The organism is Paenarthrobacter sp. Y-19 (assembly GCF_029223985.1).
Lineage (GTDB): Bacteria > Actinomycetota > Actinomycetes > Actinomycetales > Micrococcaceae > Arthrobacter > Arthrobacter nicotinovorans.
On the sequence record NZ_CP119414.1, the window covers coordinates 998,399 to 1,010,963 of the forward strand.

At 63.8% G+C, this 12,565-nt stretch carries 11 protein-coding genes and 1 tRNA gene; 9 read left to right on the forward strand and 3 right to left on the reverse strand.

The genetic code is table 11. From position 1 onward, the window contains the following. Position 1 precedes the first annotated feature (1 nt). On the reverse strand, positions 2 to 1,090 hold the full coding sequence (locus PYR64_RS04715; RefSeq protein WP_039240530.1) for a MoxR family ATPase: 1,089 nt from the start codon (positions 1,088 to 1,090) through the stop codon (positions 2 to 4). A gap of 163 nt (positions 1,091 to 1,253) precedes the next feature. Here PYR64_RS04715 and PYR64_RS04720 point away from each other — a divergent pair, with 163 nt between their 5' ends. The 5 genes from PYR64_RS04720 to PYR64_RS04740 all read left to right on the forward strand — a co-directional run bounded on the left by PYR64_RS04720 (position 1,254) and on the right by PYR64_RS04740 (position 7,374). Then, the gene (locus PYR64_RS04720) at positions 1,254 to 2,150 is read left to right on the forward strand and encodes a TatD family hydrolase (RefSeq protein WP_275778659.1); all 897 of its coding nucleotides are present in this window, start codon (positions 1,254 to 1,256) and stop codon (positions 2,148 to 2,150) included. A gap of 292 nt (positions 2,151 to 2,442) precedes the next feature. Then, positions 2,443 to 3,606, forward strand: a complete 1,164-nt coding sequence (locus PYR64_RS04725; RefSeq protein ID WP_039240342.1) for a resuscitation-promoting factor — start codon at positions 2,443 to 2,445, stop codon at positions 3,604 to 3,606. 26 nt (positions 3,607 to 3,632) lie between these two features. Beyond that, positions 3,633 to 4,514 carry a 16S rRNA (adenine(1518)-N(6)/adenine(1519)-N(6))-dimethyltransferase RsmA gene (gene rsmA / locus PYR64_RS04730; RefSeq protein ID WP_039240344.1) on the forward strand — a complete coding sequence of 294 codons (882 nt, stop codon included), beginning with the start codon at positions 3,633 to 3,635 and terminating at the stop codon, positions 4,512 to 4,514. Beyond that, the gene (locus PYR64_RS04735; protein WP_064721898.1) at positions 4,511 to 5,503 is read left to right on the forward strand and encodes a 4-(cytidine 5'-diphospho)-2-C-methyl-D-erythritol kinase; all 993 of its coding nucleotides are present in this window, start codon (positions 4,511 to 4,513) and stop codon (positions 5,501 to 5,503) included. Before rsmA ends, PYR64_RS04735 begins: the two co-directional genes overlap by 4 nt. Before the next feature lie 38 nt (positions 5,504 to 5,541). After that, on the forward strand, positions 5,542 to 7,374 hold the full coding sequence (locus tag PYR64_RS04740) for an ABC-F family ATP-binding cassette domain-containing protein (protein ID WP_193589610.1): 1,833 nt from the start codon (positions 5,542 to 5,544) through the stop codon (positions 7,372 to 7,374). Positions 7,375 to 7,551: 177 nt separating this feature from the next. Here the strand turns inward: PYR64_RS04740 and PYR64_RS04745 are convergent, their stop codons facing one another. After that, positions 7,552 to 7,953, reverse strand: coding sequence for a VOC family protein (locus PYR64_RS04745; RefSeq protein ID WP_039240347.1), 402 nt, complete (start codon positions 7,951 to 7,953; stop codon positions 7,552 to 7,554). Between the two features lie 124 nt (positions 7,954 to 8,077). Next, positions 8,078 to 8,677, reverse strand: a complete 600-nt coding sequence (locus PYR64_RS04750; RefSeq protein WP_026267111.1) for a TetR/AcrR family transcriptional regulator — start codon at positions 8,675 to 8,677, stop codon at positions 8,078 to 8,080. Positions 8,678 to 8,953: 276 nt separating this feature from the next. Here PYR64_RS04750 and PYR64_RS04755 point away from each other — a divergent pair. The 4 genes from PYR64_RS04755 to PYR64_RS04770 all read left to right on the forward strand — a co-directional run bounded on the left by PYR64_RS04755 (position 8,954) and on the right by PYR64_RS04770 (position 12,519). Further along, a tRNA-Gln gene (locus PYR64_RS04755) sits at positions 8,954 to 9,025 on the forward strand. A 123-nt stretch (positions 9,026 to 9,148) separates the two neighbouring features. After that, positions 9,149 to 10,645: a bifunctional UDP-N-acetylglucosamine diphosphorylase/glucosamine-1-phosphate N-acetyltransferase GlmU gene (gene glmU / locus PYR64_RS04760; RefSeq protein WP_018777342.1), complete on the forward strand. Its 1,497-nt coding sequence runs from the start codon at positions 9,149 to 9,151 to the stop codon at positions 10,643 to 10,645. Further along, positions 10,642 to 11,622 carry a ribose-phosphate diphosphokinase gene (locus PYR64_RS04765; protein WP_011774071.1) on the forward strand — a complete coding sequence of 327 codons (981 nt, stop codon included), beginning with the start codon at positions 10,642 to 10,644 and terminating at the stop codon, positions 11,620 to 11,622. The genes glmU and PYR64_RS04765 overlap by 4 nt, the downstream gene beginning before the upstream one ends. Positions 11,623 to 11,943: 321 nt before the next feature. Further along, a complete protein-coding gene (locus tag PYR64_RS04770) occupies positions 11,944 to 12,519 on the forward strand; it encodes a 50S ribosomal protein L25/general stress protein Ctc (RefSeq protein WP_018777343.1) in 576 nt (191 codons plus the stop codon). Positions 12,520 to 12,565 lie beyond the last annotated feature (46 nt).

Here is a 12,565-nt window from a genome sequence, read left to right on the forward strand (position 1 = left end):
CCTAAACGGCGTGGCGGTCCCTGCGCCACGCACCGGGCGGGTCCTGGGCCACCGGCAGCGACCCCAGGATTCCACGAAGGACGCTCTGCGGCGTATCACCGGAACTGGCCGCCTTGCGGTCCAGGATGATCCGGTGGGCGAGCACTGATTCAGCGACATCCACCACGTCATCCGGAAGGACGAAATCCCGGCCATCCAGAGCGGCTGTGGCCTTCGCCGCTCGCAGCAGCTGCAACAGGGACCGCGGACTGGCACCCAGGCGAAGGCGGGCACTGTCCCGGGTGGCCCTGCCGATTGCCACCGTATATTCCTTGATCGCAGTGGAGACATGGACCTGTTGGACTGTGGCGATCATTGCCGCGACGTCGCTGGCCGTGACCACCGGGGTCACTTTGGCCAGGGGAGAAGTGGCCTGGTGCGTTTCCAGCATCTCGATTTCTGCGTCCTTGTCCGGATACCCCATCGAGATTCTGGCCATGAACCTGTCGCGCTGGGCCTCGGGCAACGGATAGGTGCCCTCCATCTCGATCGGATTCTGGGTTGCCACCACCATGAACGGCAAACCCAGCTGGTACGAATGGCCGTCCACAGTGACTTGGTGCTCTTCCATGCATTCCAGCAGAGCAGACTGGGTTTTGGCCGATGCCCGGTTGATTTCGTCGCCAATCACGATGTTCGCGAACACCGCTCCGGGACGGAACTCGAACTGCCGTGACGACTGGTTGTAGATGGAAACGCCGGTCACATCCGAGGGCAACAGGTCCGGGGTGAACTGGATACGGGAGACGGTGCAGTCCACGGTGCGGGCCAGCGTCTTCGCCAGCAGGGTCTTTCCGACGCCGGGTACGTCCTCCAGCAGCAGATGGCCTTGGGCGAGCAGGACAGTGAGCGCGAGCTTGGCGGCATCGGCCTTGCCGTCGATGACTTTGTTAATGGATCCAAGGATGCGCTCGCTGGCATCATGGAACCTGTCCTGGTCCAGGACCTGCGGCCTGTGCCCGTTCAGTCCTGCGCCATCACGGGGCAGCGAACTGTAATCCTCGCCCTGAAGAGGCGAGGATTCAACGGTGGCTTGTCGCTTTGACTCCATGGAATGCCCTTCAGCCTTCGCCGCGGCACCGCCGGTGCTGGCCGCCTGTCCGTTCCAGACTACCCAGACTTTGGCCGTCCCTGACATAGTGCTCCCGGAATTTATGTGCCAACTGGAATTTATCCGGACTGCAGGAGGACCGCAGTCCGATTAAGGTGGGAGCATGTGCAATTCCCTTGCTCCTGCCCCTTACCGCGCGTCACCGGGCGCTGACGAAAAACCGGACGCCCGCCGGGAATACCCGCCCGCGCCCGAACCCCTGCCCGTACCGGTGATGGACAACCACACACATCTGGACTTCCGGCACGGATTGATCGAGGTATCGGTCCGGGATGCCATGGACTCCGCAGAGGCAGTTGGCGTGCAGGGAGCTGTGCAGGTTGGCTGCGACCTTGAGTCTTCGCGCTTCACTGTGCAGGCCGTGGACGCTGATCCGCGGCTGCTGGGGGCAGTGGCAATCCACCCCAACGATGCTCCCGTTTATGCGGGCTGCGGTGAATTGGATGCCGCGCTCGCGGAAATTGAGGAACTGGCAGCACATCCCCGTGTCCGGGCCATCGGCGAGACCGGCTTGGACTTTTTCCGCACCCACGGTGAGGGGCTGGCCCACCAGCGCTATTCCTTCCGTCGCCACATCGACATCGCCAAGCGCCTGGGACTGACCTTGCAGATCCATGACCGCGACGCGCACGACGACGTGGTGCAGGTACTGCGGGAAGAAGGAGCACCGGAACGCGTGGTGTTCCATTGCTTCTCGGGGGACGAGGGACTCGCACGGATCTGCAATGACAACGGTTGGTACATGTCCTTCGCCGGCACCATGACCTTCAAGAATGCCGGAAACCTGCGATCGGCGCTGGCCATCGCCGAGCCAAGCCGGATATTGGTTGAAACCGACTCGCCCTTCCTGACGCCCCACCCGCACCGCGGCCGTCCGAACGCGAGCTACATGGTCCCGTACACCGTCCGGTCCATGGCCGAGGTGACAGAAAGTGACTTGGCCGAACTCTGTTCGCGCTTGGCCGAAAATACCTTGGAAGCCTACGGTTCCTGGGACTGAACCAGTAGTGATTTGCGCGCAGCGGCGTTCGGGGATGGATACCCGGTATGCAGAAGTCTTGGTTCGTTTATAACAGATCGGTTACTGTGTTAAACAAGTAGCCGGGGTCGGGGAAGGCCTACGGACAACTGGTCCAGTTGATTCCGGACCGTTCAGTTGAATGTTTTTTGGCGGCACAGATGCCGGCAGCAAGAGTGGGACCAGGCAGTTTTGCCTGGCCCCTCGGTTTTGCGGCTGGCATTATTTCTGTGCTTTTCCCCGTGCCCGGATGGTCTGAGAGTTATGGGCAATCGTGATCAAGTTCTTCACAACGGATGGCAAGTTCAGCTTCCTCAAAGTAGGTGCCCAGTTGCTGGTAGTTGCAGCACTGGTGGTCGGTGTGGTCGCCTTCGTCGGCAACAACAAGACCGTCACCCTCAACGTTGACGGAAAGGTAAGCTCCATCCAGACCTTTGGCGGCACTGTTGACGAAGTAGTCAAGGCAGCCAAGGTCGAGCTGAAGGACGCAGACCGCGTTTCACCGGCCCTGGACGCGCGTGTCGATAACGGCTCCGTGGTGAACATTAACCTGGCCAAGGCGGTCTCCATTGAACTGGACGGCGCCCGCAAGACGGTCAACACCACCGCCTCCGACGTCGCCGGACTGGTCAGTGAACTTGGTGTAGCCAGCTCCTCGCAGGTTTCCCAGCCGAAGGAAGCTGCCCTGGAAGTTACGGGCTCCTTCGTCTCCATTTCCACCCCCAAGACCATCAGCGTGGTTGCCGACGGCAAGAGCACCAGCACCACCACCACAGCTGCTGACGTTGCCACCGTCCTCAAGGACGCCGGTGTCACGGTCGGCGCCAACGACCGCCTGTCCCAGCCCGGCAACGCCCCCGTCATCCAGGACATGGTCATCAAGGTTTCCCGCGTGGACACCAGCAAGACGGCCGAGGCCACTGAAGAAGTGCCGTTCGACAGCGTCAAGACCGAAAGCGCCGATCTCTTCAAGGGTGAGGAAAAAGTCACCCAGGAAGGCGTCGCCGGTTCCCTGGTCAAGACCTTCAAGCTGGTTCTCGTGGATGGGCGCGAAGCGTCGCGAACTCTGGTCTCCAGCAACGTGGCCACCCCGCCGGTCGCAGAAAAGATCAGCGTAGGCACCAAGGCCCGCCCCGTGGCAGCACCCGCAGCCGCTGCTGCTGCAGCAGCCCCTGTATCAAGCGGTCCCACCGGTGCCCCGAACGAGGCCATGTGGGACAGGATCGCCCAGTGCGAGTCCGGTGGAAACTGGGCCATCAACACCGGTAACGGCTACTACGGTGGACTCCAGTTCTCCGGCCCCACCTGGCTTGCCAACGGTGGTGGCGCCTACGCTCCGACCGCAAACCTCGCCACCAAGGCCCAGCAGATCGAGATCGCCAACCGCCTGTACGCCAAGAACGGCCTCAGCGACTGGGGCTGCGCGCACGCAGCCTGACCCCGGACAGGCGATACGATACCTAGGTGACTGAACCGAATTCCGAACCCGCCGCCGTCGCGCCTTTGATGGGCGCAACCGACATCCGACGGCTCGCCGAGGAAATCGGTGTACGCCCCACGAAAACACTGGGGCAGAACTTTGTGATCGATGGAAACACCATCCGCAGGATCGTGACAGCGGCCGCTATCGATGCCGACGAGACCGTACTGGAAGTGGGACCCGGACTGGGTTCCCTGACGCTCGGACTCCTGGATGCGGCCAAGAATGTCGTGGCCGTGGAGATCGACCCCGTCCTGGCAGGAAAACTGCCCGAGACGGTGCGGGAATGGCGCCCCGAGGCCCAGGACAATTTCCACCTGGTCCTCTCCGACGCCATGAAGGTCACGGAGCTGCCCGTCGATCCGACGGCGTTGGTGGCCAACCTCCCGTACAACGTGGCCGTTCCCGTGGTCCTGCACCTCCTCCAGCATTTCCCCACCCTGCAACACGGACTGGTCATGGTGCAGGACGAAGTGGCCGACCGCCTTGCTGCAAGCCCGGGCTCCAAGATCTACGGCGTTCCGTCGGTCAAGGCAGCCTGGTACGGGCACATGCGCAAGGCCGGCGTTATCGGGATGAACGTGTTTTGGCCCGCACCGAAAATCCACTCCGGACTGGTCGCCTTCACCCGGCACGAACCTCCCGTTACGCACGCCACCCGCGAGCAGGTCTTCGCCGTCATCGACGCTGCCTTCGCCCAGCGCAGGAAGACCCTGCGCGCCGCCTTGGCGGGCTGGGCCGGAAGCGCCGCAGAGGCTGAACGCTGCCTCGTGGCGGCCGGCGTCGACCCCACAGCACGCGGCGAAGTCCTGGATATCTCCGCCTATGTCAGGATTGCCGAAGCCCGCCACCCTGTGGGCGCATGAATCCGGGAACCAGCAGACCGGGCGGTCTCCCATTCGCGGGAGACCGCTTCCACGCCCGGACAGTCCGCGTCAAGGCACCCGGCAAGGTCAACGTCTCCCTAAGCGTTGGTCCGCTCAGGCCAGACGGCTACCACTCCGTGGCGAGCGTCTACCTGGCCGTCTCCCTGTACGAAGAAGTTGCGGCCACCAGCACCGAAGGCCCTGGAATCACCGTCAGCATCAGTCCGGACAGCACGCTGGACCTGGACGGCGTGGATATTCCCTTGGACGAACGAAACCTCGCCTACAAGGCTGCAGCAATAATGGCCGAGGTCTCCGAAAAGCCCACGGGTGTGCACCTTGAGATCACCAAGCGGGTCCCGGTCGCCGGCGGTATGGGCGGCGGTTCCGCGGACGCGGCGGCCACGCTCCTGGCCTGCGATGCGCTGTGGAACAGCGGCCTTTCCCGCGAGGAACTCGCGCATCTGGCGGCTGAACTGGGCGCAGACGTGCCGTTTTCGCTCCTTGGCGGCACCGCCGTCGGGCTCGGCGTGGGCGACAAACTGTCGCCGGCTCTGGCCAAGGCCCAAATGGACTGGGTGCTCGTCTTCGCCGATTACGGGCTCTCCACCCCGGACGTCTTCCGTACCCTGGATGGCTTGCGTGACTCCGAAGGTGCGGACATTCCCGAGCCGGTTGCCGTGGATCCCACCATTTTGCAGGCCCTGCGCAACGGGGATCCCGAAACCCTGAGCCGCGTCCTCATCAACGATCTCCAGCGGGCTTCGATCGCCCTTGCGCCGCAACTGCGCGACACCATCGGCTTGGGCGAAGCACGCGGCGCCCTCGCCGGCATGGTCTCTGGTTCCGGCCCTACCATCGCCCTGTTGGCCCGGGACTCCGTCTCCGCCAGCGTCCTCGCCGAGGAGCTGACCCACCGCGGGCACACCGCGGTGGCCGTCCACGGCCCCGTTCCCGGAGCCCGGATCATCTCCGATACCCTCCTTTAGTACCTCTCCGCATTCCCGGCAGTAGAAAGTAGTACCCATTGGCCCACCTGCTTGGCGGCGAAAACCTCACCGTTTCGTTCGCGACCCGCACTGTCCTTGACGGCGTCACCCTCGGTTTGGAGGATGGCGACCGGATTGGCATGGTGGGCCGCAACGGCGACGGCAAGTCCACGCTCATGCGGCTTCTGGCCCTGCGATCCACCCCGGATTCCGGCCGCGTCACCAAGCGCGGTGACGTCACTGTGGGCTACCTGGACCAGGGAGACGTGCTCGACGGCGACCTGACGGTAGGCGCTGCGATTGTCGGTGACCGCGCAGATCACGAATGGGCGGCCAACGCCAAGATCCGCGAAGTCATGGGCGGCCTGGTGGGGGACGTCGACTGGCATGCCAACGTCCATGCCCTCTCCGGTGGCCAGAAGCGCCGTGTGGCCCTGGCCAAGCTCCTTATTGAAGACCATGACGTCATCATGCTGGACGAACCCACCAACCACCTCGACGTCGAAGGGGTCGCCTGGCTTGCCCGGCACCTGAAGACACGGTGGCGCACCAACCAGGGCGCCTTCCTGGTGGTAACCCACGACCGTTGGTTCCTGGATGAAGTCTGCAACTACACCTGGGAAGTCCACGACGCCATGGTGGACATGTTCGACGGCGGTTACGCCGCCTACGTTCTGGCGCGCGCCGAGCGCGACCGCATGGCCGCCGTCGTCGAAGGTAAACGCCAGCAGCTCGTCAAAAAGGAACTTGCCTGGCTGCGCCGCGGTGCGCCCGCCCGGACAGCGAAACCGAAGTTCCGCATCGAAGCTGCCAACGACCTCATCGCCGACGTGCCGGACCCCCGCGACTCCGTGGCGCTCAGCAAGATGGCAACAGCCCGCTTGGGCAAGGACGTGCTGGACCTTGAAAACGTCACCCTGGACTTCGAGGGTGGCCAGAGTGGTCAAAAACTGTTTGACAACATCACCCTCCGGCTCGCACCGGGCGAACGGCTCGGCCTGGTCGGTGTCAACGGAGCCGGCAAGTCCACACTCCTGAAACTGCTCAACGGCGAGATCCAGCCGACTTCCGGCAAGGTCAAACGCGGCAAAACCGTAGTGACGGCAGTGCTGACCCAGGACGTCAAAGAGCTCGATGACGTGTCGGACTTGCGTGTGATCGAAGTCATCGAACGCGAAAAGCGGTCATTCAGTGTTGGCGGCAAGGAGTTTACCGCCGGACAGTTGGTCGAGCAGTTGGGGTTCACGAAGGAGAAGCAGTGGACGCCCGTGAGCGACCTCTCCGGTGGCGAACGGCGGCGGCTCCAACTCCTGCGCCTGCTGGTAGGGGAGCCCAACGTCCTCATGCTCGACGAACCCACCAACGACCTCGATACCGACACCCTTGCCGCCGTCGAAGATGTTCTTGATGGCTGGCCGGGCACCCTGGTGGTCGTCAGCCACGACCGCTACCTCCTGGAACGCGTCACCGACAACCAGATGGCATTGCTGGGTGACGGCAAACTCCGTGGTCTGCCCGGAGGTGTGGACCAGTACCTCGAACTGCGTGAAGCCGCCTTGGCATCGGGCGCCGTTGGTGGGGGATCCGGTGCGCCGACTTCTGCCAGCGGGTCTTCTTCGCCCGCAGCCGCTCCGTCCGGTGCCAGTGAAGCCGAGAAGCGTGAAGCCCGCAAGGACCTCAACAGGATCGACCGGCAGCTCGGCAAGATCGCGCAGCAGGAAGAGAAACTCCACGCCCAGATGGCGGCGAAGTCCGAATCCGGTGACTTCGACGCCCTGGGAGAACTCAATACCAAGCTCCGTGAGTTGCTCGACGAAAAAGAGGGCCTGGAACTGGAGTGGCTCGAGGCCGCTGAGATCCTGGGCGAGTAGTCCGCGCCTTGGTGCGTCCGGCGGCAATCTCGTCGGCTGCGGCGGCGGGGTCCGCCGTCGTGTGTTGCGTCCGGCGGGGTCCCGCCGTCGCTTGGCCACGACGCTCCCTCACATCCCTAGGGTTTGAGCGTGACGCTTGCTCACGTTCCTGGGGTTTGGGCGTGGCGCTTGCTCACATCACGGCGTGGGTTCGTAGCCAATCAGCCAGTGCAAACCATAACGGTCGATGACTTGACCATCGGAAGCTCCCCACGGTTTCTTGGCCAGGGGGTCCACGATGCGGCCGCCGTCGGCGAGCTTGTCGAACCACTCGTGGAGGATCCGAGGCTCCGCCGTGCCCAGCAGCGAGAGCATGGCGCCTTCGATCCGGACAGGCATTTGGTCCGCGGCTGCATCGGCTCCGTATAGGGCAACGACGCCGGTGAGGACTCCGTGGGCGACGGCGTCGGCGGGACCGTCGGTGCGCGAAAAGTCCTCATAGGAGTGAAGAGTAAGTTCTCCACCGAACACTCCTGCGTAGAAACCCAGAGCTTCGCGTGCTGTGCCGGGAAAGCTGAGATAAAGCTGGGGTGCTGTCATGCGCACATCCTACTCATGCCGCGGAGGGATGGGGTGAAGCTTGAGGGGTGTGAGGGAGGGTTGGGGTGAAGCTTGAGGGGTGTGAGGGAGGGATGGGTTGAAGGGCGTGGGGTGTGAGGGAGGGTCAGTCCTCGGAGCGCAGTCCGGGTTCCTTCTGGAGCCCCGTCAACCCGTTCCAGGCAAGGTTCACCAAGTGGGCTGCAACGGCGCGTTTATCGGGCTCGCGGCTGTCGAGCCACCACTGGCCGGTCATCGCTACCATCCCCACCAGCATCTGGGCGTACATTGCTCCATCGGCTGCGCTGAAGCCGCGGCGGGCGAACTCGTCGGAGAGCAGGTGCTCCACCCGTGCGGTGACATGCGATAGCAGAGTGGAGAAAGCTCCCTCGGGCTGCGACGGCGGCGCGTCGCGCATCAGGATCCGGAAGCCGTCCGTGCGGTCCTCGATGTAACCGAGGAGAGCCAAAGCGGCCCGCTCAACCAGCACGCGGGGCTTGGCTTCGGTGCTGAGGGCCTCGGTGATGGAGTCCAGGAGGATCCGGAACTCGGTCTCGACGACTTGCCGGTACAGCCCTTCCTTTGAGCCAAAATGTTCATAGATCACGGGCTTGGAAACACCGGCAGAAGCGGCAATTTCCTCGATGGTGGTGCCGTCCAGGCCCCGGCTGGCAAACAGCGCACGGCCGATGCCGATCAACTGCGACTTGCGCTGTTGGCCCGTCATCCTGACGCGCACTGGCTGGCCTTCGGACGCTTGGTCGAGCGGGGCAGAGGTGCCCACAGGCCGGGAAAGATCAGTGCGCTTGCTCACGTGACCATCATGCCCCAGATGGCCGGTGGTGCGGGTGAACGCACCGTGCAATGGTGCGTCGCGAAGCGTTTGCCGAGGGGTCAAGTCGCGAAGCATGCAAAGGTCATGGCAAACTAGTTTCTTGTGTGTGGAACCCGGTGAGCCGGGAGACCTTACGGGCCGCTGGTCCGAAGGATGAACCATGCACGGTCCGCTCTGGTGTAACGGCAGCACCCCGGCCTTTGGAGCCGTGGAGTATAGGTTCGAATCCTATGGGCGGAACGGTCGGAAAACGCGCTCCTTCTCTGTACCTGCGACGGCTCTAACGGTGCCTGGGTCCATTGTTGGATGGCAGCATTCCGAAGCCGGGTTACCCGGGACATACCGAGCAAGGAGAGCCAGTACGTGAGCCCCGAAACCAACGGTCCCGCAGCGGTGATCGTCTTGGCCGCAGGCGCCGGAACGCGCATGAAGTCGCGCACTCCCAAGATCCTCCACGAAATCGGCGGCCGGTCAATGGTTGGCCACGCCCTCCTCGCAGCCCGGGCCATTAACCCTTTGAAGCTCGCTCTGGTTGTCCGGCACGAGCGGGACCGGGTAGCCGAGCACGTCTCTGCACTGGACCCCGAGGCCCTCATTGTTGACCAGGACGAGGTTCCCGGCACAGGCCGTGCAGTGGAAGTCGCGCTGAACGCCCTGGACACCGAAGGCGAACTCACGGGCACCGTGGTGGTCACTTACGGCGATGTTCCCCTCCTGACCGGCGAGCTCCTGGCCGAACTGGTCACCACTCACGAGTCCGAAGCCAACGCCGTCACCGTTCTCACTGCAGTCCTGGATGACGCCACCGGTTACGGCCGCATTCTTCGCGCCGCTGACGGCACCGTTACGGGCATCCGCGAACACAAGGACGCCAGCGATGCTGAGCGCAGCATCCGCGAGGTGAACTCCGGTATCTACGCCTTCGACGCTGCAGTGCTCCGGACCGCCTTGGCCAAGGTGACCACTGACAACGCCCAAGGCGAGATGTACCTGACCGATGTCCTCGGTTTGGCGCGCGACGCCGGCGGCCGGGTTGCCGCCGTCGTGACCGAAGACCGTTGGCAGGTGGAGGGTGCCAACGACCGCATCCAGCTTTCGGCACTCGGCGCCGAGCACAACCGCCGCATCATCGAAGCCTGGATGCGCGCCGGAGTGACCGTGGTGGACCCCGCCACCACGTGGATCGACTCCACTGTCACCCTCGACGAAGACGTCCGTTTGCTGCCCAACACGCAACTGCACGGTTCCACCACCGTGGCGCGCGACGCCGTCGTGGGTCCTGACACGACGCTCACCGACGTGAACGTGGGGGAGGGTGCCAAGGTGACCCGAACGCACGGTTCCGGTTCCACGATCGGCGCCAAGGCAAGCGTGGGACCTTTCACGTACCTCCGCCCGGGCACCGTGCTGGGCGAGACCGGCAAGATCGGCGCGTTCTACGAAACCAAGAACGTGACCATCGGCCGCGGTTCCAAGCTTTCCCACCTGGGCTACGCAGGCGACGCCGAAATCGGTGAGGACACCAACATCGGGTGCGGCAACATCACCGCAAACTACGACGGCGAGAAGAAGCACCGCACGGTGATCGGCTCGGGCGTCCGCACCGGTTCCAACACCGTCTTCGTCGCCCCTGTCACCGTTGGTGACGGCGCCTACAGCGGTGCCGGGGCAGTCATCCGCAAGGACGTGCCGGCAGGCGCCCTGGCCGTCAGCCTGGCCGCCCAGCGCAACGCTGAAGGCTGGGTCATCGCGAACCGTCCCGGCAGCGGCTCCGCAAAGCTGGCCGAGGCCGCGCAAGAGAAGTCCTCCTCCATTCCCTCACAATCCCCGGCAACCACAGAAGAAGGCAATCAGGCATGAGCGAAATTACCGCACACGGTGAGAAGAAACTGATTCTCGCCGCCGGAAGGGCGCATCCGGAGCTGGCGCAGGAAATCGCGAAGGAGCTGGAGACCGAGCTCCTGCCCATCGACGCCTACGACTTCGCCAACGGTGAAATCTATGTCCGTTCGGCCGAGAGCGTGCGAGGCACCGATGCCTTCGTCATCCAGGCGCACCCGGCACCGCTGAACAACTGGCTCATGGAGCAGTTGATCATGATCGATTCCCTCAAGCGCGCCTCTGCCAAGAGGATCACGGTTGTCTCGCCGTTCTACCCGTACTCCCGCCAGGACAAGAAGGGCCGCGGCCGCGAGCCGATCTCGGCCCGCCTCGTCGCGGACCTGTACAAGACGGCCGGCGCGGACCGCATCATGTCCGTGGACCTGCACACCTCGCAGATCCAGGGCTTCTTCGATGGCCCCGTTGACCACTTGATGGCCATCCCGCTGCTGGCTGATTACATCCGGACCAAGGTTGAAGCCGACAACATCACTGTGGTTTCCCCTGATACCGGACGTGTCCGCGTTGCGGAGCAGTGGGCCGAACGCCTGGGCGGCGCCCCGCTCGCGTTCGTGCACAAGAGCCGCGACCTCACGGTGCCCAACCAGGCTGTCTCCAAGACCGTTGTGGGCCAGGTTGAGGGCCGCACCTGTGTTCTGATCGACGACATGATCGACACCGGTGGAACCATCTCCGGCGCTGTCCAGGTGCTGAAGAACGCCGGCGCCAAGGATGTCATCATTGCCTGCACCCACGCTGTTTTCTCCGATCCCGCAGCGCAGCGCCTGGCCGATTCCGGCGCCCGCGAAGTTGTGGTCACCAACACCCTGCCCATCCCGGCTGAGAAGCGATTCCCGTCGCTCACGGTTCTGTCGATCGCACCCTTGATTGCACGCGCCATCCGTGAAGTGTTCGACGACGGTTCGGTCACCAGCCTGTTCGACGGCAAAGCTTAGGCCTGAAGCCAGCTGACTGAACGGGCCATCCGCCGCCTCCGGGCGAGTGGGTGGCCCGTTTTTTCATGCCCGTTTTCAGAAAGCGGACGTTCCGCTGCTAGACTCTTGGGGATACCTTGGCGAGGGAGAGCACATCCGGTCCGCAGTTCGTGGACCAGATTGCGGGTCTCCGTTATCGACTGGGTCTGCATCTCCTTCAACACAGGCAGAACGGCTGCTCCGCGGCCGGCTTCAGCCGGGCGTAGAAGGTCTCCAGACCTCCGCCCTTGCTGAAATACCAGCCCGGATCCTTCCGGGCGCCACAGTAATCAAGGAGTACACATGTCTGAGCAGAAGCTCACCGCAGAACTGCGCACCGAATTCGGCAAGGGTTTCGCCCGTCGTGCACGCATGGCCGGCCAGATCCCGGCTGTCATCTACGGCCACGGCGCAGAGCCGATCCACATCAACCTGCCGGGCCGCGCCACCACGCTGGCCGTGCGCGTTTCCAACGCCCTCCTCGCAATCGACGTCGACGGCGAGCAGCACCTGACGCTCGTGAAGGACATCCAGCGCGATCCCGTAAAGCAGATCATCGAGCACGTTGACCTCCAGACCGTGAAGGCCGGCGAGAAGGTTACCGTCGACATCGCCATCCACGTCTCCGGTGAAGTTGCTCCGGGTGCTGTTGCCAGCCTCGAAGCCACCACGGTTTCCCTCGAAGCCGAGGCAACCCACGTGCCGACCGCCGTCGAGGTCAACATCGAAGGCCGCAAGGCCGGCGAGAACATCCACGCTTCGGACCTCGAACTGCCGAAGGGTTCCACCCTCCTCACCGAAGGTGACACCCTGGTGGTCCGCGTTGCTGAAGAGGCAAGCACCGAAGAAGAAGAGACCACGGAAGCAGCTGCCGAGTAGTCTTTTGACCGCTTGAGGCTGACGCCGTTCAGTGGCCGGGTCCCTT

What these genes read in the sequence shown, in the direction of transcription:
- PYR64_RS04715 (WP_039240530.1), bottom strand. Translation starts at nt 1,090, where the DNA reads ATGGAGTCAAAGCGACAAGCCACCGTTGAATCCTCGCCTCTTCAGGGC.
- PYR64_RS04720 (WP_275778659.1), top strand. Translation starts at nt 1,254, where the DNA reads ATGTGCAATTCCCTTGCTCCTGCCCCTTACCGCGCGTCACCGGGCGCT.
- PYR64_RS04735 (WP_064721898.1), top strand. Translation starts at nt 4,511, where the DNA reads ATGAATCCGGGAACCAGCAGACCGGGCGGTCTCCCATTCGCGGGAGAC.
- PYR64_RS04745 (WP_039240347.1), bottom strand. Translation starts at nt 7,953, where the DNA reads ATGACAGCACCCCAGCTTTATCTCAGCTTTCCCGGCACAGCACGCGAA.
- PYR64_RS04750 (WP_026267111.1), bottom strand. Translation starts at nt 8,677, where the DNA reads ATGACGGGCCAACAGCGCAAGTCGCAGTTGATCGGCATCGGCCGTGCG.
- PYR64_RS04765 (WP_011774071.1), top strand. Translation starts at nt 10,642, where the DNA reads ATGAGCGAAATTACCGCACACGGTGAGAAGAAACTGATTCTCGCCGCC.
- PYR64_RS04770 (WP_018777343.1), top strand. Translation starts at nt 11,944, where the DNA reads ATGTCTGAGCAGAAGCTCACCGCAGAACTGCGCACCGAATTCGGCAAG.